Origin of the sequence: Streptomyces sp. C1-1, assembly GCF_050214755.1 — a bacterium.
Taxonomy (GTDB): domain Bacteria; phylum Actinomycetota; class Actinomycetes; order Streptomycetales; family Streptomycetaceae; genus Streptomyces.
This window is the reverse complement of sequence record NZ_CP189826.1, coordinates 6098950-6120693: the sequence shown is the minus strand read 5'-3', so window position 1 is coordinate 6120693 and position 21744 is coordinate 6098950. Positions and strand designations below refer to the sequence as shown.

The 21744-nt window shown below is 69.8% G+C and carries 23 protein-coding genes and 1 tRNA gene; 8 read left to right on the top strand and 16 right to left on the bottom strand.

Features of this window, described 5'->3' with window-relative positions:
• Positions 1–82: 82 nt before the first annotated feature.
• Both ACQF4J_RS27975 and ACQF4J_RS27970 read right to left on the bottom strand, forming a co-directional pair.
• Positions 83–1582: an MFS transporter gene (locus ACQF4J_RS27975; protein ID WP_351574732.1), complete on the bottom strand. Its 1500-nt coding sequence runs from the start codon at positions 1580–1582 to the stop codon at positions 83–85.
• Between the two features lie 78 nt (positions 1583–1660).
• Positions 1661–2923, bottom strand: coding sequence for a DUF445 domain-containing protein (locus tag ACQF4J_RS27970; protein ID WP_351574729.1), 1263 nt, complete (start codon positions 2921–2923; stop codon positions 1661–1663).
• Between the two features lie 399 nt (positions 2924–3322).
• On the opposite strand from ACQF4J_RS27970, the gene ACQF4J_RS27965 reads away from it, so the two are divergent.
• Positions 3323–4654, top strand: coding sequence for an SGNH/GDSL hydrolase family protein (locus ACQF4J_RS27965; RefSeq protein ID WP_351800204.1), 1332 nt, complete (start codon positions 3323–3325; stop codon positions 4652–4654).
• 51 nt (positions 4655–4705) lie between these two features.
• Here the strand turns inward: ACQF4J_RS27965 and ACQF4J_RS27960 are convergent, their stop codons facing one another.
• From ACQF4J_RS27960 to ACQF4J_RS27945, 4 genes are read right to left on the bottom strand one after another with little or no spacing between them, the layout of a single operon-like run.
• Positions 4706–5530: a DUF1707 SHOCT-like domain-containing protein gene (locus ACQF4J_RS27960; RefSeq protein ID WP_427167060.1), complete on the bottom strand. Its 825-nt coding sequence runs from the start codon at positions 5528–5530 to the stop codon at positions 4706–4708.
• A gap of 33 nt (positions 5531–5563) precedes the next feature.
• A complete protein-coding gene (locus tag ACQF4J_RS27955) occupies positions 5564–6550 on the bottom strand; it encodes an ABC transporter ATP-binding protein (RefSeq protein ID WP_427167058.1) in 987 nt (328 codons plus the stop codon).
• Positions 6551–6585: 35 nt separating this feature from the next.
• Positions 6586–7455 carry an ABC transporter permease gene (locus tag ACQF4J_RS27950; protein ID WP_427167056.1) on the bottom strand — a complete coding sequence of 290 codons (870 nt, stop codon included), beginning with the start codon at positions 7453–7455 and terminating at the stop codon, positions 6586–6588.
• Positions 7448–8248, bottom strand: coding sequence for an ABC transporter permease (locus ACQF4J_RS27945; RefSeq protein ID WP_351574717.1), 801 nt, complete (start codon positions 8246–8248; stop codon positions 7448–7450). The genes ACQF4J_RS27950 and ACQF4J_RS27945 overlap by 8 nt, the downstream gene beginning before the upstream one ends.
• Positions 8249–8520: 272 nt before the next feature.
• Between ACQF4J_RS27945 and ACQF4J_RS27940 the strand changes: the two genes are divergently transcribed.
• Positions 8521–10953: a transglycosylase domain-containing protein gene (locus ACQF4J_RS27940; protein ID WP_351800195.1), complete on the top strand. Its 2433-nt coding sequence runs from the start codon at positions 8521–8523 to the stop codon at positions 10951–10953.
• Positions 10954–11021: 68 nt separating this feature from the next.
• Here ACQF4J_RS27940 and ACQF4J_RS27935 read toward each other — a convergent pair whose 3' ends face one another.
• Together ACQF4J_RS27935 and ACQF4J_RS27930 are read right to left on the bottom strand one after the other, a co-directional pair.
• A complete protein-coding gene (locus ACQF4J_RS27935; RefSeq protein WP_234490819.1) occupies positions 11022–11324 on the bottom strand; it encodes a GroES family chaperonin in 303 nt (100 codons plus the stop codon).
• Positions 11325–11400: 76 nt separating this feature from the next.
• Positions 11401–11730, bottom strand: a complete 330-nt coding sequence (locus tag ACQF4J_RS27930; protein ID WP_351574711.1) for a DUF3618 domain-containing protein — start codon at positions 11728–11730, stop codon at positions 11401–11403.
• 100 nt (positions 11731–11830) lie between these two features.
• Between ACQF4J_RS27930 and bcp the strand changes: the two genes are divergently transcribed.
• The 3 genes from bcp to ACQF4J_RS27915 all read left to right on the top strand — a co-directional run bounded on the left by bcp (position 11831) and on the right by ACQF4J_RS27915 (position 13577).
• On the top strand, positions 11831–12298 hold the full coding sequence (bcp, locus tag ACQF4J_RS27925) for a thioredoxin-dependent thiol peroxidase (protein WP_427167053.1): 468 nt from the start codon (positions 11831–11833) through the stop codon (positions 12296–12298).
• Between the two features lie 144 nt (positions 12299–12442).
• Positions 12443–13441: an HNH endonuclease gene (locus tag ACQF4J_RS27920; RefSeq protein WP_427167051.1), complete on the top strand. Its 999-nt coding sequence runs from the start codon at positions 12443–12445 to the stop codon at positions 13439–13441.
• A 51-nt stretch (positions 13442–13492) separates the two neighbouring features.
• Positions 13493–13577: transfer RNA gene (locus ACQF4J_RS27915), tRNA-Leu, on the top strand.
• Positions 13578–13633: 56 nt separating this feature from the next.
• On the opposite strand, the gene rdgB is transcribed toward ACQF4J_RS27915, so the two are convergent.
• From rdgB to ACQF4J_RS27895, 4 genes are all read right to left on the bottom strand, one after another.
• Positions 13634–14236 carry an RdgB/HAM1 family non-canonical purine NTP pyrophosphatase gene (gene rdgB, locus ACQF4J_RS27910; RefSeq protein ID WP_351574702.1) on the bottom strand — a complete coding sequence of 201 codons (603 nt, stop codon included), beginning with the start codon at positions 14234–14236 and terminating at the stop codon, positions 13634–13636.
• Positions 14237–14271: 35 nt separating this feature from the next.
• Positions 14272–14706: a hypothetical protein gene (locus tag ACQF4J_RS27905; protein WP_427167049.1), complete on the bottom strand. Its 435-nt coding sequence runs from the start codon at positions 14704–14706 to the stop codon at positions 14272–14274.
• A gap of 144 nt (positions 14707–14850) precedes the next feature.
• Positions 14851–15588 carry a ribonuclease PH gene (rph, locus tag ACQF4J_RS27900; RefSeq protein WP_351574696.1) on the bottom strand — a complete coding sequence of 246 codons (738 nt, stop codon included), beginning with the start codon at positions 15586–15588 and terminating at the stop codon, positions 14851–14853.
• 165 nt (positions 15589–15753) lie between these two features.
• Positions 15754–15987, bottom strand: coding sequence for a glucose PTS transporter subunit EIIB (locus tag ACQF4J_RS27895; protein ID WP_067026087.1), 234 nt, complete (start codon positions 15985–15987; stop codon positions 15754–15756).
• Between the two features lie 127 nt (positions 15988–16114).
• Here ACQF4J_RS27895 and ACQF4J_RS27890 point away from each other — a divergent pair, with 127 nt between their 5' ends.
• Positions 16115–17407 carry a PTS transporter subunit EIIC gene (locus tag ACQF4J_RS27890; protein WP_351574692.1) on the top strand — a complete coding sequence of 431 codons (1293 nt, stop codon included), beginning with the start codon at positions 16115–16117 and terminating at the stop codon, positions 17405–17407.
• A gap of 113 nt (positions 17408–17520) precedes the next feature.
• Positions 17521–18771 carry a PTS transporter subunit EIIC gene (locus ACQF4J_RS27885; RefSeq protein ID WP_351574689.1) on the top strand — a complete coding sequence of 417 codons (1251 nt, stop codon included), beginning with the start codon at positions 17521–17523 and terminating at the stop codon, positions 18769–18771.
• Positions 18772–18833: 62 nt separating this feature from the next.
• On the opposite strand, the gene ACQF4J_RS27880 is transcribed toward ACQF4J_RS27885, so the two are convergent.
• Positions 18834–19586 carry an MBL fold metallo-hydrolase gene (locus ACQF4J_RS27880; RefSeq protein ID WP_351574686.1) on the bottom strand — a complete coding sequence of 251 codons (753 nt, stop codon included), beginning with the start codon at positions 19584–19586 and terminating at the stop codon, positions 18834–18836.
• Between the two features lie 231 nt (positions 19587–19817).
• Here ACQF4J_RS27880 and ACQF4J_RS27875 point away from each other — a divergent pair, with 231 nt between their 5' ends.
• The gene (locus ACQF4J_RS27875; protein ID WP_351574683.1) at positions 19818–20270 is read left to right on the top strand and encodes a type II toxin-antitoxin system PemK/MazF family toxin; all 453 of its coding nucleotides are present in this window, start codon (positions 19818–19820) and stop codon (positions 20268–20270) included.
• 7 nt (positions 20271–20277) lie between these two features.
• On the opposite strand, the gene ACQF4J_RS27870 is transcribed toward ACQF4J_RS27875, so the two are convergent.
• The 3 genes from ACQF4J_RS27870 to ACQF4J_RS27860 form a co-directional block, all read right to left on the bottom strand.
• Complete coding sequence (locus tag ACQF4J_RS27870; RefSeq protein ID WP_351574680.1) at positions 20278–21228, bottom strand: PLP-dependent cysteine synthase family protein; 951 nt, start codon at positions 21226–21228, stop codon at positions 20278–20280.
• A 5-nt stretch (positions 21229–21233) separates the two neighbouring features.
• A complete protein-coding gene (locus ACQF4J_RS27865) occupies positions 21234–21512 on the bottom strand; it encodes a MoaD/ThiS family protein (protein WP_059192069.1) in 279 nt (92 codons plus the stop codon).
• 109 nt (positions 21513–21621) lie between these two features.
• Positions 21622–21723, bottom strand: a complete 102-nt coding sequence (locus ACQF4J_RS27860) for a putative leader peptide (RefSeq protein ID WP_351574676.1) — start codon at positions 21721–21723, stop codon at positions 21622–21624.
• Positions 21724–21744 lie beyond the last annotated feature (21 nt).

Below are 21744 nucleotides of genomic sequence, written 5' to 3'. Positions count from 1 at the left end.
GGCAGGCGCCCCGTCGGCGGCGGGCTCGCCGTACCCCCGCACCCCCGGCCCCCGGACGAACCCCAGGCGCCCGCCCCACGACCTACGCCGTCGCCGGCCGCTCCTTCTCGCGCCCCCGCGTCACCGCCGACGCCGCCGCCGTCAGCGGTCGGGCCACGTCCTCCAGGGAGCGCCGTTCGGCCCGTACCGCCAGAAGGGCCGCCACCAGACCCGCCGCGCACATCAGCCCGGCGCCGATCTGGAAGGCCAGCACCGTGTCGGCGACCTTGCCCGTGCCCGTCAGGTCGGCGAACAGCAGCGGCCCGCTGATGCCGCCCGCGGCCGTACCGAGGGCGTAGAAGAAGGCGATCGACATCGCCCGGGTCTCCATCGGGAAGATCTCGGACACCGTCAGGTAGGCACTCGACGCCCCGGCCGACGCGAAGAACAGCACGCCGCACCAGCAGGCCGTCAGCGTGCCCGCGCTCAGCGACCCCTGGCTGAACAGCCAGGCCGTGAGGAACAGCAGCAGCCCGGAGATCAGATACGTCGACGAGATCATCACCCGCCGCCCGACCGTGTCGAACAGCCTGCCCAGCAGCAGCGGCCCGCAGAAGTTGCCGATCGCGATGACGGCGAAGTAGTACCCGGTGTCACCGGTCGGCACGTCGAAGAACTTCGTCAGGATCGCCCCGAACCCGAAGGTGATCGCGTTGTACAGGAACGCCTGGCCGATGAAGAGCGAGAACCCCAGCACCGAGCGCCGCCGGTAGTCGGAGAACAGCGTCCGGGCGATCTCGGTGAACCTCACGTTGCGCCGCTGGTGGATGGTGATCTCACCCTCGGGCCGCTTCAGCGGCTGCCCCTTCTCCGCCTCCACCTGCTCCTCGATCGAGGTGACGATCTCCTCCGCCTCCCGGTCCCTGCCGTGGATCAGCAGCCACCGCGGACTCTCCGGAACGTGCCGTCGTACGAGAAGGATGACGAGGGCGAGCACCGCCCCCAGGGCGAACGTCAGCCGCCAGCCCACGTCCTTGGGCAGATAGGCGGTGTTCAGGGCGACGATCGACAGCAGCGAACCGCCCACCGCGCCCAGCCAGAAGCTGCCGTTGATGATCAGGTCCACGCGCCCCCGGTACAGCGCCGGGATGAGCTCGTCGATGGCCGAGTTGATGGCCGCGTACTCGCCGCCGATACCGAATCCGGTCAGGAACCGGAAGGCGAAGAACCACCAGTTGGAGAACGACACGGCGGTCAGCGCGGTCGCCGCCAGGTACACGCCCAGCGTGATCATGAACAGTTTCTTGCGGCCCCAGATGTCCGTCAACCGCCCCCAGAACAGGGCTCCGGCACACGCACCCGCCACATACAGTGCGGCCGCCATGCCGGTGACCTCTCCGGAGGAGATCGGCAGTCCGCTGCCCGATTCGGACAGCCGGCTCGCGATGTTGCCGACGACCGTGACCTCCAGGCCGTCGAGGATCCATACGGTGCCGAGTCCGATGACGATCGTCCAGTGCCAGCGCGACCAGGGCAACCGGTCGAGCCGTGCGGGGATGTTGGTCGTCACGGTGTGGCCGCTCGCGGCCTCCGCGGTGGTCATGGGCTCCCTCCTCGTCCCCTCTCCCTTGAGAGGGACGTGGATCGTGTGCCCGCGCTCCGCCGCCCTACGCTCCCGCCGTCACGCCCCCAGCGCCCGCGACACCGTGTAGATCAACAGGCCCACCAGGGAACCCACCACCGTGCCGTTGATCCGGATGAACTGCAGGTCGCGCCCGATGTGGGCCTCGATCTTGCGGGTGGTGTGCTCGGCGTCCCAGCCGGCCACCGTGTCGGTGATCAGGGAGGTGATCTCCTTGCGGTAGGTCGTGACGACGTACACGGCAGCGCCCTCCACCCATCCGTCGACCTTCCGCTGCAGCTTCTCGTCGACGGCCATCCGCGCCCCCAGTGACAGCAGCGAGGCCCGTACCCGCAGCCTCAGTTGGCTGCGCTCGTCCTCGGCGGCGGACACGATCATCGACCGTACGGCGGTCCAGGCGGAGGCGATGAGGTCCTGCACCTCGCCCCGCCCGAGGACCTCGCCCTTCAGCCGCTCGACCCGCGCGCGCGTGTCCGTGTCGGACTGCAGGTCGGAGGCGAAGTCGGTGAGGAACCGGTCCAGCGCTCCGCGCGCCGGGTGGGAGGGCATGTCCCGCATCTCCGAGACGAACCGCAGGAGTTCCTTGTAGACGCGCTCGCCGACCTTCTTGTCGACGAACCGCGGGGTCCAGCCGGGCGCCCCGCCCTGCACTGCGTCCATGATCTCCATGTCGTGCCAGACCAGCCAGTCGTGGGCCCGCGTGACGACGAGGTCGACGGCCCTGCGGTGCCCGCCGTCGGCGACGACCTTCTCCAGCATCTTCCCGATGCCGGGCGCGATCTCCTGCGCGTCGGCCCGCCGGGTGATGGCCTCCCCGACCACGGCCTGGACGTCGGAGTCCCGCAGGACGGTCATCGCGCCGCGCAGGGCCGCCGACAGTTCGGCGGTCACCCGGTCCGCGTGCTCGGGCTCGGCCAGCCACGCGCCGAGCCGGCTGCCGATGCCGACGGCCCGCAGCCGCTGCCGTACGACGTCCTGGGAGAGGAAGTTCTCGCCGACGAACTCCCCGAGCGAGACGCCCAGCTGGTCCTTCTTCGTCGGGATGATCGCGGTGTGCGGGATGGGCAGCCCGAGCGGCCGCCGGAACAGGGCCGTGACCGCGAACCAGTCGGCCATGGCACCGACCATGCCGGCCTCGGACGCGGCGGCGACGTAGCCCGCCCACGCGCCGGCGCCGGAGTTGTCGGCCCATTTGGCGAGGACGTACACGACGGCCACGAACAGCAGCAGCCCGGTGGCGGTGAGCTTCATACGGCGCACGCCGCGCTGCTTCTCCAGGTCGGCGGCGCTGAAGGTGGTCATCGCGCGGGCGGCGGATCCGGGGACGCCACGGTGAGCGGCCGCCGCGGGCCGGGCAGGCCCGACCCCGCCCCCCGCGCCCGAGGCTGCCCTGTCCGTCCTGTCCGTCCCGGCTCCCACCCCGCGCCTCGCCTCATCCCCCGCTTTGTCCGGATCTGTACGTTCCATTCACTCCACCCGTTCGTGATCCCCTGCACATATTGTCCCTTCCTGACCGACTCCTGGAACGAAACGAGAGTTCCCGGCGTCTGTGAGAAGGGGGGAGCTCGTCGTGAACTCCGGTGACCCAATGGGGGGTCCTGCCGAACCACCCCTCGTCCCAGGCCGCATCTTCCATGCCGCATCATTGGGATGATCACTACGGAGCCTCGGGGCTCCACTGCCCGAGGAGACACGCACCGCATGACCAAGCGTCACGGTTATGCCCTGCTTTCCGCGATCGTGGCCCTCATAGTGGGCCTTTCGACCGCGATATATGTCGGCGTCACCGCCGACGACGGCACCAGCACCAACGCCCTCGCGGGCGGCGGCGTCCCGCACAACCCGGCCGCCCCCGCCTCGACCGGCACCTGGGTCGGCGCCTGGTCCGCCTCCCCGGGGGGAGCCGAGCCCGGCACCGAGGTCGAGGGCATGGCGGGCCGCTCGGTCCGCAATGTCGTGCACGCGAGCGTCGGCGGTACGAGTGCCCGCATCACGCTCTCCAACCTCTACGGCCAGTCGGCGCTGACCATCACGCACGCCTCCATAGCCGTGGCCGCCGCCTCCGACACCGCGGCGGCGAACGCGGAGACGATGCGGAGGCTGACGTTCAACGGCGGCACCGCGGTCGTCATACCGGCCGGTGGCCAGGTCCTGAGCGACGCGGTCCGCATCGTCGTCCCGCAGGGGGGCGACATCCTGGTCACCACCTACTCCCCGACCGAGTCCGGCCCGGTCACGTTCCACCAGCACGCGCGCCAGATCTCCTACGTCGCCCAGGGCGACCTCACCGAGGACGTGACCGGCACCGGGTACACCGAGCAGACGCCGTACTGGCGTTACCTCACCGCCCTGGACGTGCTGAGCAACGACGCCGACGGCACGGTCGTCGCCTTCGGCGACTCGCTCACCGACGGCATCACCTCCACGCAGGGCGCCGACCACCGCTGGCCCGACATCCTCTCCGAACGGCTGCGCTCGGCGGTCGCCTCCGGCCGGGACGTGCCCCGCTACAGCGTGGTCAACCAGGGCATCAGCGGCAACCAGGTCCTCGCCAACGGCCTGGGCCGCCCGGCCGACAACCAGAGCGGTCTGCTGCGCTACTCCCGTGACGTACTGTCCAGGACGAACGTCAAGGTCGTCGTGATCGACCTGGGCGTCAACGACATCCTGCGCAACCCCCGGCTCGCCGACCCGGACAAGATCCTCACCGGCCTGCGCACCCTGGTCCGCCAGGCCCACGCCCGCGGCATCAAGGTCATCGGCGCGACCCTCATGCCCTTCCAGGGCCACCGGGGCTACACGCCGGCGCGGGAGGCGGTACGGGAACGGGTCAACGCCGAGATCCGCGCGGGCCGCGTCTACGACGCCGTGGTCGACTTCGACCAGGCCCTGAGGGACCCGTACAACCCGCGCCGGCTGCGCTCCGACTACGACTCGGGCGACCACCTCCACCCCAGCGACCAGGGCTACGCGCGCATGGCCCAGGTCTTCGACCTGAACCAGCTCAAGGGCGCGGCCCCCGCGGAGCTGTAGACACCGGCGCTGTGGACACCTGCGCTGTGGACACCGGCACCCCGCGACGGCTCAGTAGCCGTCGCGGTGGCGCCTCTCGCGGCGCTCCTCGTGGCGTTCGCGCTGGCGTTCGCGGCGCTCCTCCCTCAGCTCGCGCCTCGCATCGCGGTGCTCCTCCAGCATGCGCTCGTGGTCGCCGAGGCCCTCGTCGAGCGCCCGGCCGGACCTGCGCTCCAGGCGTTCCTGGCGGCGCTCCTCCTTCAGGCGGCGCCGCTCCTCGCGGGTCAGCTTGCGCTCGACGCCGACGCCGCCCATCAGGGCGAAGCCGGTCACGACCACCCGGGGGGCGCCCGGCGTGGCGGGTACGCCCTCCTCGGTGTGGTCGAAACCGCCCATGATCCCGATGCCGCGCACCACGACCTCGACGCCGGGCGGCACGATGACGTTCACCCCGCCCATGATCGCCACGCAGTTGATCTGCACCTGGTGGTCGGCGAAGTTCGCGTCCCGCAGGTCGAGTTCGCCGCCGCCCATCAGGGCGAAGCAGTTGAACCGCCTGGGCACGGTCCAGCGGCCCTTGCGCTCGAAGCCGGACATCACGGCGACGGCCCAGCTCGACGAGCCCTCGCCGCCGACGATCCGCCCCGCCCAACCCCCGCTGTCCTGCGGGTCCTTGACCAGCGACACGGCGGGATGGGCGACCTGCCCGACGGGCAGGTCACGGGTGATCGGCGCCAGCTCGCCGTACGTCCGCGCCTTGTACGCGGCCTCCAGCCGCTCCTCGAACTCCGCCATGTCCAGGCGCCCCTCCGCGAGGGCGTCCCGCAGGACCTCGGCGACTCGCTCACGGTCGGCGTCGGATGCGCGGAGCTCCGGGACTGCGGCGTCATCGGTCATGGACAGCAGCCTACGAGCTCCCCCGGCGGGAGGCTACGACACCGCTTTCTCCGCCTCGTCCGCCGTCCCGCCCGCGTACATCCGGGCGATCACCGTCTCGATGTCGGGCTCCCGGACCGACAGATCCACCAGCGGGTACTCCGCGGCGATCCGCGCCACCAGCTCCGCCGCCGACTGTGCCGCCGGGAACGCCAGCCACTGCCGCGGCCCCTCCACCCTGACGACCCGCGCGGGCGGCGCCTCGATCGGCGGCAGCTCCCGCTCCAGGTCGACCACGAGGGTCCGCTCGCTCTCGCCCACCTCGTGCAGTCCGGCGAGCGCGCCGTCGTACATCAGGCGCCCGTGGTCGATGACCATCACCCGCGTGCACAGCTGCTCGATGTCCTGCAGGTCGTGCGTGGTCAGCAGCACCGTCGTGCCGCGCTCGGCGTTCAACTCCCGCAGGAAACCGCGCACCTTGGACTTGGAGATCACGTCCAGCCCGATCGTCGGCTCGTCCAGGTAGAGCACCACGGGGTCGTGCAGCAGCGCCGCCGCGATGTCGCCCCGCATCCGCTGCCCCAGCGACAGCTGCCGGACCGGGACGTCCAACAGCTCGCCCAGCTCCAGCAGTTCCACGCACCGGTCCAGGTTCTCGCGGTAACGGGCTTCCGGGATACGGTACATGCGGTGCGCCAGCCGGTAGGAGTCGATCAGGGGCAGGTCCCACCACAGCGTCGTACGCTGCCCGAACACCACCCCGATCCGGCGCGCGAGCCGCGTCCGCTCACGGGACGGGTCGATGCCCGCCACCCGCAGCCGGCCGCCGGACGGCGTCAGGATGCCCGTGAGCATCTTGATCGTCGTCGACTTGCCCGCGCCGTTCGGCCCGATGTACCCGACCATCTCGCCGCGCGCGACGGTGAAGGAGAGGGAGTCGACGGCACGGACCGATCGCCGCTCCCGCCGCAGGAACCCGGTCTTCCTGCGCACGTCGAAAACCTTCTCCACCCGGTCGAGTTCGATGAAGTCGTCGTCCACAGCTCTCAGCAGCCCCTTCGTTTCCTCGCCGGCCCTCAACTACCCGTGCTCCGGTACGACCTGAGCCCCGCCCGCCACGCCAGCCCCGCCAGCCCCACGCACCCCGCCGCCACCAGCGGCGACAGGAACGCCGCCCACTCGGGCAGCCCCAGCGGATACGGCAGCCCCAGCACATAGGTCGCCGGCAGCCAGTTCACGAACGCCAGCGGCAGCACGTAGGTCACCCCGCGCAGCAACTCCGTCCCGAACACCGTCGGCGGGTACTGCAGCAGCGTCGTACCGCCGTAGGTGAACGCGTTCTGCACCTCGGCGGCGTCCTGCGCCACGAACTGGAAGGCCGCGCCCGCGATGAACACCGCGCAGAAGATCGCGCAGCCGCTCACCAGCATCACCGGCATCAGCAGCACCCTCAGCGGCGTCCAGTCGATGTCCAGATGCAGCACGGCGTAGGCCAGCACCAGCGCGCCCTGGCTGGTGCGGCCCAGCCGCCGCAGCGCGAACTGGTCGGCCGCCATCTGCGCGAGCACCGGCGCCGGACGCACCAGCAGGGTGTCCAGCGTGCCGTCGCGCACCCGCCGCCCCAGCCGCTCCATGGAGCCGATCACCATGTCGGCGAGCCCGAACGTGGTGCTGGAGACCCCGTAGAGGAAGGCGACCTGCTGCAGCGAGTAGCCGCCGAGCGCGTCGACGCGGGAGAACATCAGCAGGATCGCGACGAAGTCCAGCGCGGTCGTCGCGAAGTTCGTCAGGGTCATGAGGACGAAGGACGTGCGGTAGGCCATCGTGGAGCGGATCCACATGCCCGCGATCAGGAAGTACGCCCGCACCCCCTCCCGGACCCGGCCGCCCGGAACCTCCTCGGCCGCCCAGTGGATCCCGGCTTCCACCCGGTAGCTCTCAGCCACCCTGCACCACCACCCTCCGCGTCGCCGCCGACTGCACCATGCGCCCGGCCGCCAGCAGGACCACCGCCCACGCCGCCTGGAAGGCGTACGTGTCCAGCGGGTCGGCCCGGCCGAGGAACACGTCGGCGGGCGCCTGCAGCAGCGACGACCAGGGCAGCGCCCGTACGACCTCGCCCAGCGCGCCGGGGAAGACGTTGAGCGGCAGCAGCATGCCCGAGCAGAACCAGCCCACCAGCCACGCCATCTGGATCACGCCGGTGCCGTCCATCAGCCAGAACGCGGTCAGCGCCACCAGATAGCGGATCGCGAAACTGACCAGCATCGCGAGCACCACGGAGACCAGGAAGGCCAGCCACGTGGTCACGTCCGTGGGCAGCGCCATGTCGAAGAACATCGCGCCGAACACGAACGGCACCACCCCCCGCCCCAGCAGCTCGAACCCGGCCCGCCCCATGTCGGTGGCCAGCCACCACAGCTGCAGATCGGCCGGCCGGTACAGGTCGACGGCGACGTCCCCGGTGCGGATGCGCTCCATCAGCTCCGTCTCGACGCCCCCGCCGCCGTTGGCCAACGTCTTGAACAGCGACTGCCCGATCCACACATAGGTGACCGCCTGCGCCAGGTCATAACCCCCGAGATGCGGCCGCTCGTCCCACAACGCCGTGTACGTGTAGACGAGGATCAACCCGAAGGCGGTGTTGGTGAACACCCCCGCCACCGTCGCCGCCCGATACGTCGCGTACCTTCTGAATCCCCCCGCCGCGACGGCGACGTACAACCGCCCAGCGCCCACACCACAGCCCTCCTCGGCCCGCCGACACCGAAGCGCAGGAGCCTAGCGGCGCGCGGACGGGTCGAGCCACCGAATTTCCGGGTGCCGCCGACCCGATGCGTTTCGGCCACGGCGACGCGTGCCGTGGTTCGGGGAACTGATCGACGGATGGGACAGTCTTCATCAAAGGAGGCGTGAGTAGCCTCCTTTCACGAAGGCGCCCAAAGCGCGCCAGAGACGTACGAGCCCTTCGGGTCGTACGAGGTACCGCACCACAGGAGTCTCCGCACACCATGAGCGACGAGCCGCAGCAGCCGGCCCAGGGCCAGGCCACCAGAGAGCCACAGGCGGCCGAGGCGGCGGCCGGGGTCCCCGCCGGACCGGCGGCCGCCGGGGGCAAGAAGCCCAAGGGGCCCAGGCGGACCGGCTGGCGCCGGCTGCTGCCGACCTGGCGCATGGTCCTGGGCGGCTTCGTCATCGGCGTCCTGCTGCTGGTCGGCCTGTTCTTCCTCGGCTACTCCATGGTGCAGATCCCCACGGCCAACGATCTCGCGACCAAGCAGGCCAACGTCTACCTGTACGCCGACGGCACCCAGCTCGCCCGCGACGGCGAGGTCAACCGGGAGAACGTCACCCTCGCCCAGGTCTCCAAGGAGGCCCAGCACGCCGTACTGGCCGCCGAGGACCGCGACTTCTACACCGAGTCCGCCGTCGACCCCAAGGCGATGCTGCGCGCCGCCTGGAACACCGCCACCGGCAAGGGCAGGCAGTCCGGCTCCACCATCACCCAGCAGTACGTGAAGAACTACTACCTGGAGCAGGAGCAGACCGTCACCCGCAAGGTGAAGGAGTTCTTCATCGCGATCAAGCTCGACCGCGAGAAGTCCAAGAACGAGATCCTCGAGGGCTACCTCAACACCAGCTACTTCGGCCGCAACGCCTACGGCATCCAGGCCGCCGCCCAGGCGTACTACGGCCAGGACGCCACCGACCTCGACGCGGCCCACGCCGCCTACCTCGCCGCCCTGGTCAACGCGCCCAGCGAGTACGACGTCGTCGCCCACCCCGAGAACAAGGCCGCGGCCGTCGCCCGCTGGAACTACGTCCTGGACGGCATGGTCAAGAAGGGCTGGCTGTCGCAGTCGCAGCGGGCCGGCCTGAAGTTCCCCGCGCCGAAGCAGCAGACGGCCTCCACCGGCCTGTCCGGGCAGCGCGGGTACATCGTCCGCGCCATCAAGGAGTACCTGGACAAGCACAACATCGTCGACGAGGACACCCTCGCCCGGGGCGGCTACCGCATCACCACCACCCTGCAGAAGAACAAGCAGGACGCCTTCGTCAAGGCGGTGAACGACAAGCTGATCTCCAAGCTCGACAAGAAGGGCCGCAAGGTCGACAACTACGTCCGCGCCGGCGGCGCCTCCGTCGACCCCAAGACCGGCAAGGTCGTCGCCATGTACGGCGGCATCGACTACGTCAAGCAGTACACCAACGGCGCGACCCGCGAGGACTTCCAGGTCGGCTCCACCTTCAAGCCCTTCGTGTTCGCCTCCGCCGTCCAGAACCACTCCCAGACGCAGGACGGCGACACCATCACCCCCAACACCTACTACGACGGCACCAACAAGCGCCCCGTCCAGGGCTGGAACGGCGCCTACGCCCCCGCCAACGAGGACGACGTCTCCTACGGCGACATCACCGTGCGCACCGCCACCGACAAGTCAGTCAACGCGGTGTACGCGCAGATGGCGGTGGACGTCGACCCGACGAAGGTGAAGCAGACGGCCGTCGACCTCGGCCTCCCCTCCGACACCCCGGAGCTGTCCGCGTACCCGTCCATCGCGCTGGGCGTCGCCCGGGCCAGCGTCCTCGACATGGCGGAGGCCTACGCGACACTCGCCAACCACGGCGAGCACGGCACGTACACGATGATCGAGTCGATGACCAAGGACGGCCGGCCCGTGACGCTGCCGAAGGGCCCGACCACGCAGGCGGTCAACCGCGAGGCCGCCGACACCACCACCTCCGTGCTGCAGAGCGTCGTCGACAACGGCACCGCGACCGCCGCCCAGGCCGCCGGCCGGCCCGCCGCCGGCAAGACCGGCACCGCGGAGAAGGACACCGCCGCCTGGTTCGCCGGCTACACCCCCGACCTCGCCACGGTCGTGTCGGTGATGGGCCAGGACCCGGTGACGGCGGCACACGAACCCCTCTACGGCGCCCTCGGCCTGCCGCGCGTCAACGGCGGCGGCCCGCCCACCGAGATCTGGGCGCAGTACACCAGGGACGCCCTGAAGGGGAAGCCGGCCACCGACTTCGACCTCCAGCTGCAGCCGGGCGCCGACGAGATCCCGGCCCCGCCGACCGACATCGTGACGCCCGGCACCGGCGGCCAGGACAACGGCGGCACCCCGGGCACCGGCGGCCAGGACAACCAGGGCCAGACCCAGGGCCAGACCACCGGCGGCACGCCCACGAACGGCGGCACGACGGGCGCCACCACCGGCGGTACCACCACGAACGGCGGCACCACCACGGGCGGCACCACGAACGGCGGCACCACGAACGGCGGCACCACGGGCGGCACGGACACCGGCACCACCACCGGCGGCACCACGGGCGGCACGGACACCGGAGGGACGACCGGCGGCACGACGGGTGGCACGGACACCGGAGGGACGACCGGCACGACGGCGGGCCCGCAGATCACCGGCCGCAGACAGTAACCCGGCAGGAGTACGCGAAAGGGCTGGTGACCGAGGTCACCAGCCCTTTTCCCTGCCTTCACGGGGGCCTACAGATACAGCCCCGTCGTGTCCTCGGACCCCTCGAAGCGGTCGGCGGCCACGGCGTGCAGATCGCGCTCGCGCATCAGAACGTACGCCACGCCCCGCACCTCGACCTCGGCCCGGTCCTCCGGGTCGAACAGAACCCGGTCGCCGGGCTCCACGGTGCGCACGTTCTGGCCGACGGCGACGACCTCGGCCCACGCCAGCCGACGCCCGACCGCCGCGGTGGCGGGAATCAGGATGCCCCCACCGGAACGACGCTCGCCCTCACCGGTCTCCTGCTTGACCAGGACCCGGTCGTGCAGCATCCGGATGGGCAGCTTGTCGTGACTGGTGCTCTGGTCGTTTCTGTTGGCGCTCACGTCCCGAACCTACAGCTCTCCCTCAGCCCTTGCGTCGCCGGGTACCGAGGGCCAGCAGGCCCACCAGGCCGACGGCGACGAGCGCGACGGGCACGATCCGCTCCAGGCGCGGCGCGCCGTCCTCGTCCACGAAGCGGGCCCGCACATCGGTGACGGCCTTGTTGACGCCGACGTAGGCCCGCCCCAGCGTGTGGTCGATATTGGACACGACCTTGGCCTTGGCGTCACCGACGATCGTCTTGGGGTGCACCCGCACCCCGATCTCGTCGAGGGTCTCGGCCAGCACATCGCGTCGGCGCTTGATGTCCGCCTCGATCTGCGCCGGGGTTCTGGTGTCCGACGTGTCCGCCACGGTTGGGCCTCCGAAGTCAGCCGATGCCTGTTGCTGTTCTGGACAGTCTGTCAGTTCCGCCGTCCACCGCACTGTCAGGACCCCCGGTTACGCTGGTCCGATGAGCGAGCGACTCCAGCCGGGGGACGTGGTCCCCGACTTCACCCTCCCCGACGCCGACGGCACGGACGTGTCCCTGTCGTCCCACAAGGGCCGCAAGGTCATCGTCTACTTCTACCCGGCGGCCCTCACTCCAGGCTGCACCAAGCAGGCGTGCGACTTCACGGACAACCTCGACCTCCTGGCCGGCGCCGGCTACGACGTCATCGGCATCTCCCCGGACCAGCCGGAGAAGCTGGCGAAGTTCCGCGAGAAGGAGTCCCTGAAGGTCACCCTGCTCGCGGACCCGGAGAAGACGGTCACCGAGGCCTACGGCGCCTACGGCGAGAAGAAGAACTACGGCAAGACCTACATGGGCGTCATCCGCTCCACGATCGTCGTGGACGAGGAGGGCAAGGTCGAACGAGCCCTCTACAACGTCCGCGCCACAGGCCACGTAGCCAAGATCATCAAGGACCTGGGTATCTGAGGGCCTTCCTTTCCCCAGAGCGAACGGCTCGCACCGGAATGAGCGGTGCGAGCCGTTTCGCGCTGCGTGCGTGACTGTCGGATGAGCTGTTCGTCACTCCGTACGAGCCACGAACCTGTGGCGGGTAGGGGAGGGGCCGGGGACATGCAGAACGCATACAGCAAGGAACGTCTCGCGCCGATCGTTGCCGAGGCTCGCAACTGGGCCGACCTGATGCGGCGGCTCGGTCTCAAGGCAAGTGGAGGGCAGCGGCGTGTGCTCCAGGGGAAAGTAGCCGAGCACCGACTCGACACGAGCCACTTCGTCAAGCGCAGCCCGTGGCAGAAGTATCCGGACTCCTCCATCGCCGAAGCCGCCGCCTCTTCGACCTCGCTGCGCGAGGTAGCACTGAGGCTGGGTGCCACGCCGGCCACCGGTACGCTGTCGCACATCCGCCGCCGCATCCACGCGGCGGGCATCGACATCAGTCACTTCCCCGGCATCGACCGGCCCGACCTGGACCTGCCCTTCACCGCTGAAGAACTCCGGGCAGCCGCTGCCGCGTCCACCAGCGTACGAAGCCTGGCTCGCGCCCTGGGCGTACCGGACGACAGCCGCTCACGGGCAACTCTGAACCGCATGCTGCGCACCCAGCACATCGACACAGGGCATTTCTCCCACCAGCGCGCATTGATCCCCGAGACCAAGCTTCGCGACCTTGTACGCCACTCCACGAGCTATGCCGACGTGATGCGTGGCCTCGGCCTGGAGGTGACCGACACCAACCATCGACGCGTCCGCCGCGCGGCGACTCGGCTCGGCCTGGACACGAGCCACTTCAAGCGCCGGTCGTGGGCACGTCCGGAACGCCCCGCCCACGAGGCCGTCTTTCGCCGGGTACTGGTTGTCTCGCCTCCCGATGCGGGACGCACCAACAGATCTCAGCTTCACCGGGCCCTGACCGAGATCGGGGTGCCGTACGCGTGCGAGACGTGCGGCAACACCGGCGTGTGGCTGGGCCGGCCCATCACCTTGCAGATCGACCATGTCAACGGGGACTGGCGCGACAACCGGCGCGAGAACCTCCGGTACCTCTGCCCCAACTGCCATGCCCTGACAGAGACGTGGTGCCGCCAGAAGGCGAAGGTGCCCCTCGCCGCTTGATTGTCTACCCGTACACTGAGCGGGTCGGTCGAGCATGATGACCCATTTTGGGCGGCGGTGGCGCAACGGCTGACGCAGCAGGTTTAGGTCCTGTGGCCCTTGATCGGGCTTGAGGGTTCGAATCCCTTCCGCCGCACCGGAAACGGCCTGTGCATCCGAGACACGATGCGCAGGCCGTTGTCGTACGCGCTCTCAGCCCAGCAGTTCCCGCACCACCGGTACCAACGCACGGAACGCCTTGCCGCGGTGGCTGATTGCGTTCTTCTCGTCGGGGGTGAGTTCCGCGCAGGTCCGCGACTCTCCGTCCGGCTGGAGGATGGGGTCGTAGCCGAAGCCGTTGGTGCCGGTCGGGGCGTGGCGGAGGGTGCCGGGGAGTCGGCCCTCGACCACGCGCTCGGTGCCGTCCGGCAGGGCGAGTGCCGCCGCGCAGGCGAAGTGGGCGGCCCGGTGGGCCTCGTCGATGTCGGAGAGCTGGGCGAGGAGGAGGTCCAGGTTGGCCCTGTCGTCGCCGTGTTTGCCGGCCCAGCGGGCGGAGAAGATGCCGGGCGCGCCGCCGAGGACGTCCACGCACAGGCCCGAGTCGTCGGCGACGGCGGGCAGGCCGGTGGCCCGGGCGAGGGCGTGGGCCTTGAGCAGGGCGTTCTCGGCGAAGGTGACGCCGGTCTCCTTGACGTCGGGGATGTCGGGGTAGGCGTCCGCGCCGACGAGGTCGTGGGGCAGTCCGGCGTCGGCGAGGATCGCCCGGAGTTCGGTGATCTTCCCGGCGTTGCGGGTGGCGAGGATCAGGCGGGTCATGGCGACCAGTATCGCGGGCCGCCCGCAGGGCTCGGTCAGGAGGTGCAGACCTTGGTCAGTTCGCCGGCCGCGTCGGTGACCGGGCTGACGTCGGGGGTGTTGTCGCCGTTCCGGATGGAGGTGCGGACGTTGTCGACGGCCTTGCCGAGGTCGTCGACGGCCTTGTTGACGTCGGCGTTGTCGGTCTTGTCGCCGATCTTGTCGAGGTTCTTGTCGATGGAGGCGAGGGAGTCGTCGAGCTGGGTGGGGTCGTTGGAGGCGTTCTCCACGGCCTGCTGGAGGTCGGTGACGCTGTCGGCGATGGTGTCGGCGGTCTGGACGCAGTCCAGGGCCTTGTCGACGGCGTCGCAGCCGGTGGTGAGGCCGACCGTGAGGGCGACGGCCGCCACGGCCGCGAGGGCGGTGGCGATGCCGCGGCTGCGGGCACCCCGGTCATGTCGAAGACTGCGGCGGCCTCGGCTGACGGCCATGGCTGTGGTCCCTCCCTCTGCGTCGGGCCCCGGTGGCCCCGCACTCGTCGGGCGCACGGCGGTGTGCCGTGCGCCCGCATTCACAGGGACGCCGGTGCGGGCGCCGGGGGTTGCCTCGCCGGCCGTCCCGCCTTGGCGTTCGCTTTACCTTTCGAGGACCGTGTCGAGTGCCTTGCGCTGGAGGACGGCGAGTTCCGTGCAGCCGGTGACGGCCAGGTCGAGGAGGGTGTTGAGTTCGTCGCGGGCGAAGGGCTCGGCCTCGGCGGTGCCCTGGACCTCGACGAAGCGGCCGTCGCCGGTGCAGACGACGTTCATGTCGGTGTCGGCCCGTACGTCTTCTTCGTAGCGGAGGTCGAGCAGGGGGACGCCGCCGACGATGCCGACGGAGACGGCGGAGACGGTGCCGGTCAGCGGCTGGCGGCCGGCCTTGATCAGCTTCTTGCCCTGGGCCCAGGCGACGGCGTCGGCGAGGGCGACGTAGGCGCCGGTGATGGCGGCGGTGCGGGTGCCGCCGTCGGCCTGGAGGACGTCGCAGTCGAGGACGATGGTGTTCTCGCCGAGCGCCTTGTAGTCGATCACGGCGCGCAGGGAGCGGCCGATGAGCCGGGAGATCTCGTGGGTACGGCCGCCGATCTTGCCGCGGACGGACTCGCGGTCGCCGCGGGTGTTGGTGGCGCGGGGCAGCATGGCGTACTCCGCGGTGACCCAGCCCTCGCCGCTGCCCTTGCGCCACCGGGGGACGCCTTCGGTGACGGAGGCGGTGCAGAAGACCTTGGTGTCGCCGAAGGAGACGAGGACGGAGCCCTCGGCGTGCTTGCTCCAGCCGCGTTCGATGGTGATGGGGCGGAGCTGTTCGGGGGTGCGGCCGTCGATTCGTGACATGCCGCTGAGCCTAGCCGCAGGAGCGGAAGCGGAAAGGGGGCCTCCCGTACGGAGGAGGGCCTGCCCGAAGAGAGAAGGGGCCCGCCCGGAGAAAGAAGGGTCCTCGGTACGGCGAAGGCCCCCGCCGGTCAGGACGGGGGCCCTCGGGGTGAACCGGCCGGCGGTTCACATCATGTCTTCGATCTCCGCGGCGATCGGGTCGGCGTCGGTGCCGATGACGACCTGGATGGCGGTGCCCATCTTGACCACTCCGTGCGCGCCGGCGGCCTTGAGGGCGGCCTCGTCGACCTTGGCCGCGTCGACGACCTCGGTGCGCAGGCGGGTGATGCAGCCCTCGACCTCTTCGATGTTGTCGATGCCGCCGAGCCCGGCGACGATCTTCTCTGCCTTGCTGGCCATTTCGGTCTCCTCACGCACAGTTGGCCCAACTTCGCGAGCGATTGTGCCGTGTGTACCGAAGGATGACGTCACAGCAACCCACTCGTCCACGACTGGTCTACACCACACGACAGGCGGTCGCCAACCGATGACCACGGAAGCCGAGGTGAGCCCGGGCCGTGCACGCTGGAACAGGGCGTTTCAGGGGCTGCAGAAGATGGGTCGCAGTCTGCAGCTTCCGATCGCCGTGCTGCCGGCCGCCGGTATCCTCAACCGCCTCGGCCAGCCTGACGTGTTCGGGGCCGACGGGCTGGGGTGGGACAACGTCTCGAAGGTGATGGCGGGTGCGGGCGGGGCGCTGCTCGACGGCTCGCTGGGGCTGCCGCTGCTGTTCTGTGTGGGTGTCGCGATCGGCATGGCGAAGAAGGCGGACGGTTCGACGGCGCTGGCGGCGGTCGCCGGGTTCCTCGTCTACCACAACGTGCTGCTGCAGTTCCCGAAGGACTGTCCGCCCGGTTCGAAGGCCCTGCCCGGTATCGGCTGCCAGGCGACGGTCGACCAGTCCGTGGTGGGGTTCACGTACCAGAACCCCGGCGTCTTCGGCGGGATCGTGATGGGTCTGCTGACGGCGTTCTTCTGGCAGCGCTACCACCGCACGAAGCTGGTGGACTGGCTCGGCTTCTTCAACGGCCGCCGGCTGGTGCCGATCATCATGGCGTTCGTGGCGATCGCGATCGCGGCGCTGTGCCTGTGGGGGTGGCCGCCGATCGGCGACGGTCTGGAGAGTTTCTCCAACTGGCTGAAGGACCTGGGTTCCTGGGGTGCGGGCGTGTTCGGTGTCGCCAACCGGGCGCTGCTGGTGGTGGGACTGCATCAGTTCCTGAATGTGCCCATCTGGTTCCAGTTCGGCAGTTACACCAAGCCGGACGGCACGGTGGTGCACGGGGACATCAACATGTTCCTGGCGGGCGACCCGCACGCGGGCCAGTTCACGTCCGGGTTCTTCCCGATCATGATGTTCGCGCTGCCGGCCGCGGCGCTGGCGATCACGCACTGTGCCCGTCCGGAGCGCCGCAAGGAGGTCGGCGGCCTGATGCTGTCGGTCGCCCTGACGTCGTTCGTCACGGGGATCACCGAGCCGATCGAGTACTCGTTCCTGTTCATCGCGCCCGTGCTGTACGCGATCCACGCGCTGTTGACGGGTGTGTCGATGGCGGTGACGTGGGGGCTCGGGGTGCACGACGGGTTCAGCTTCTCGGCCGGGCTGATCGATTACATCATCAACTGGAACTTGGCGACGAGGCCTTGGGGGATCGTCCCGATCGGGCTCGGTTTCGCCGCCGTCTACTACGCGATCTTCCGTTTCGCCATCACGAAGTTCGATCTCAGGACTCCGGGGAGGGAGCCGGAGGAGGAGCGCGAGGACGTCACCAGGGCGTAGCCGAACGTAGTACCACAGTCACGGGAATCGCGGGTTCCTTATGCCACCTTCATCGTGCTACAACAGGTCTACACCACTGAGTGGTGTAGACCACCACCCGATGGAGGAAGTCTATGAGCACCGCCACCGCGCCCACGGCGGCCCCCGCGAAGAAGTGGGGATCAGGCCTGTTCCAGGGCCTGCAGAAGATTGGTCGCAGTCTGCAGCTCCCGATCGCCGTACTTCCGGCGGCGGGCATCCTGCTCCGCTTCGGCCAGCAGGACATCCACGACAAGCTGCACCTGCCCGACAAGGTCACGGCGGTCTTCGCCACGGCGGGTGGCGCGATCTTCGACAACCTGCCGCTGCTGTTCTGCATCGGCGTGGCGATCGGCTTCGCGAAGAAGTCCGACGGCTCGACGGCCCTCGCGGCGCTCGTCGGCTTCCTGGTCTACAGCAACGTCCTCAAGGCGTTCCCGGTCACCGAGGCGAAGGTTCTCAAGGGCGCGGACATAGCCGCGACCTACAACAACCCCGGTGTGCTCGGCGGCATCATCATGGGCCTGCTGTCCGCGGTGCTCTGGCAGCGCTTCCACCGCACCAAGCTGGTGGACTGGCTCGGCTTCTTCAACGGCCGCCGCCTGGTGCCGATCATCATGGCCTTCGTCGGCCTGCTCATGGGCGTCTTCTTCGGCCTGGTCTGGAAGCCGATCGGTGAGGGCATCTCCCACCTGGGCGAGCAGATCACCGGCCTCGGGGCCTTCGGCGCCGGCCTGTTCGGTCTGATCAACCGCGGCCTGATCCCGATCGGCATGCACCAGTTCGTCAACTCCGTGGCCTGGTTCCAGATCGGTGACTTCAAGAACGCCGCCGGCACCGTCGTCCACGGCGACCTGACCCGCTTCTTCGCCGGTGACCCGACCGCCGGTCAGTTCATGTCCGGCTTCTTCCCGATCATGATGTTCGGTCTGCCGGCCGCCGCGATCGCCATCGCGCACTCCGCCCGCCCCGAGCGCCGCAAGGCCGTGATGGGCATGATGATCTCGCTCGCGCTGACCTCCTTCATGACCGGTGTGACCGAGCCGATCGAGTTCTCGTTCATGTTCATCGCCCCGGTGCTCTACGGCATCCACGCGGTGCTCACCGCCCTGTCCATGGCGGTCACCTGGGCGCTGGGCGTGCACGCGGGCTTCACCTTCTCGGCCGGCGCCATCGACTACGGCCTCAACTGGAACCTCGCCACCAAGCCCTGGCTGATCATCCCGATCGGCCTCGTGTTCGGCGCGATCTACTACGTCGTCTTCCGCTTCGCCATCACCAAGTTCAACCTCCCCACCCCGGGCCGCGAGCCCGAGGAGGAGGTCGAGGACCTCACCAAGGCGTGAGCCAACGACCACGCGAAGGCCCCCGGAGCTCCACGGCTCCGGGGGCCTTCGCGCTGTCGTGCTCAGATCTCGTACGACACCCTCGGCGTCGCCAGTTCCACCGGCCCCGCGTACGCGGCACGCGCGTCGGCCAGGTTGATCTGCGGGTCGGTCCACGGCGGGATGTGGGTGAGGACCAGGCGACGGGCGCCCGCCCGGGCCGCCGACTCCCCCGCCTCGCGCCCGTTGAGGTGCAGGTCGGGGATGTTCTCCTTGCCGTGCGTGAAGGCCGCCTCGCACAGGAACAGGTCGGTGTCGCGGGCGAGTTCGTCCAGTACGGAGGTCGCGCCCGTGTCGCCGGAGTACGTCAGGGACCTGCCGCCGTGCTCGATCCGGATGCCGTACGCCTCCACCGGATGGGCCACGCGTTCCGTGTGCACCGTGAACGGGCCGATCTCGAAGGTGGACGGCTTGACGGTGTGGAAGTCGAAGACCTCGCTCATGGACGAGGCGGTGGGGGTGTCCGCGTAGGCGGTGGTCAGGCGGTGTTCGGTGCCTTCGGGGCCGTAGACGGGGATCGGGTCGCAGCGGCCGCCGTCGTGGCGGTAGTAGCGCGCGACGAAGTACGCGCACATGTCGATGCAGTGGTCGGCGTGCAGATGGCTGAGGAAGATCGCGTCGAGGTCGTAGAGACCGCAGTGGCGCTGCAGCTCGCCGAGGGCGCCGTTGCCCATGTCGAGGAGCAGCCGGTAGCCGTCGGCCTCGACGAGGTAGCTCGAGCAGGCCGATTCCGCGGACGGGAACGACCCCGAGCAGCCGACGACGGTGAGCTTCATGAAACAGAAACCTCCGCTGGCTGGAAATCCAGAGAATCCAGAAGATCGGGGATGGGGCGTCGGGGGTCGTGCGGTCCGTCGAGCGTAAGGCGCAAAACCCCTCGTCGCTCCTCCGCCAAGGGCTGTTGTGGGCGAACTCACCTGTGGTGTCACCGGTTCGGCTGGAAGTGGGGCGCGTGAGGCTTGAGAGAGGGCGCGCGCCGAAGGGTGCGCCCCGGTAACGTCCTCCCCATGGACACGTCCTGGTGGCTGGCGCTCGCTGCGGTCGTATTGCTGGCGCTGGTCGCCACACTCGTCGACGGGTGGGGGCGCGGCAGACGGCCCGGGGGGCGGCGCACGCGGCCGCCGGGACGGCCGGGCGAGCGGGGACGGCAGCGGCCCAGGCCCGCCGAGATCTGGTGGGCCAACGTCCCCTTCGAGGACGGGCCCGGCGGGAAGGACCGGCCCTGCCTGGTGCTGGTGGTGCACGGGGAGCGGGCGACGGTCGCGAAGATCACCAGCAAGTACCACGACGAGCGGCCCGGGGTGATCGCGCTGCCTCCGGGAGCGGTGGGCGACCGCCAGGGCCGGGCGAGCTTCCTGGAGACGGACGAGTTGCGCGAGGTGCCGGTGTGGCACTTCCGGCGGCGCGCCGGTGTGGTGGACCCGGTCCTGTGGGACCAGGTCCGTCACCTCGCGACGTGAGGCGCGCCTACGCCCAGAGCTGTCCCTGCAAGGTCTCGATCGCTTCCTCCGTCGTGGCCGCCGTGTAGACGCCTGTCGACAGGTACTTCCAGCCGCCGTCGGCCACGATGAACACGATGTCGGCGGACTCCCCCGCCTTCAGCGCCTTGTTGCCGACGCCGATGGCCGCGTGCAGGGCCGCGCCCGTGGAGACGCCCGCGAAGATGCCCTCCTGCTGGAGGAGTTCACGGGTGCGGGTGACGGCGTCCGCGGAGCCGACCGAGAAGCGGGTGGTGAGGACGGAGGCGTCGTACAGCTCCGGCACGAAGCCCTCGTCGAGGTTGCGCAGGCCGTACACCAGGTCGTCGTAGCGCGGTTCGGCGGCGACGACCTTGACGTCCGGCTTGTTCTCGCGGAGGTAGCGGCCGACGCCCATCAGGGTGCCCGTCGTGCCGAGGCCGGCGACGAAGTGGGTGATGGAGGGCAGGTCGGCGAGGATCTCCGGGCCGGTCGTGGCGTAGTGCGCGCCGGCGTTGTCGGGGTTGCCGTACTGGTAGAGCATCACCCAGTCGGGGTGCTCGGCGGAGAGCTCCTTGGCGACCCGTACGGCGGTGTTGGAGCCGCCCGCGGCCGGGGAGGAGATGATCTCGGCGCCCCACATGCCGAGCAGGTCCCGGCGCTCCTGCGAGGTGTTCTCGGGCATCACGCACACGATGCGGTAGCCCTTGAGCTTGGCGGCCATGGCGAGGGAGATGCCGGTGTTGCCGGAGGTCGGCTCCAGGATCGTGCAGCCCGGAGTCAGCCGGCCCTCCTTCTCCGCCTGCTCGATCATGTGCAGGGCGGGGCGGTCCTTGATCGAGCCGGTGGGGTTGCGGTCCTCGAGCTTGGCCCAGATGCGGACGTCCTGGGACGGCGACAGCCGCGGCAGGCACACCAGGGGGGTGTTGCCCACCGCGGCGATCGGGGAGTCGTAGCGCATGGGGATCAGGCCATACCGCCGGCCACGGCCGGCAGGATCGTGACGTTGTCGCCGTCGGCGAGCTTGGTGTTGATGCCCTCGAGGAAGCGGACGTCCTCGTCGTTCAGGTAGACGTTCACGAACCGGCGCAGCTCGCCGCCGTCCACGATGCGGGCCTGGATGCCCGCATGCCGGGTCTCGAGGTCGGTGAAGAGCTCGGCGAGGGTGTCCCCGGTGCCCTCCACCGCCTTCTGACCGTCGGTGTAGGTGCGGAGGATGGTGGGGATGCGGACCTCGATGGCCATGACTCAGGGCTCCTGTCGGAAGTTTTCGGCTGGTCGGTGCGCGCGCGGCAGCGCAGTACTGCGGGGGTGGTGCGTGAGGCCGCGGCTCACGGCCGTACGGCGGCAGGGGTCAGCTCGGACAGAGGGCGCTGTTCAGCCTGCACAGGTCGACGTGCAGCCGCGCCACGAGCAGGGTGCCCGGCGTCTTTTCGCTCACGTCGTTGAAAACCATGCGGTCATCGTATCGATTCCC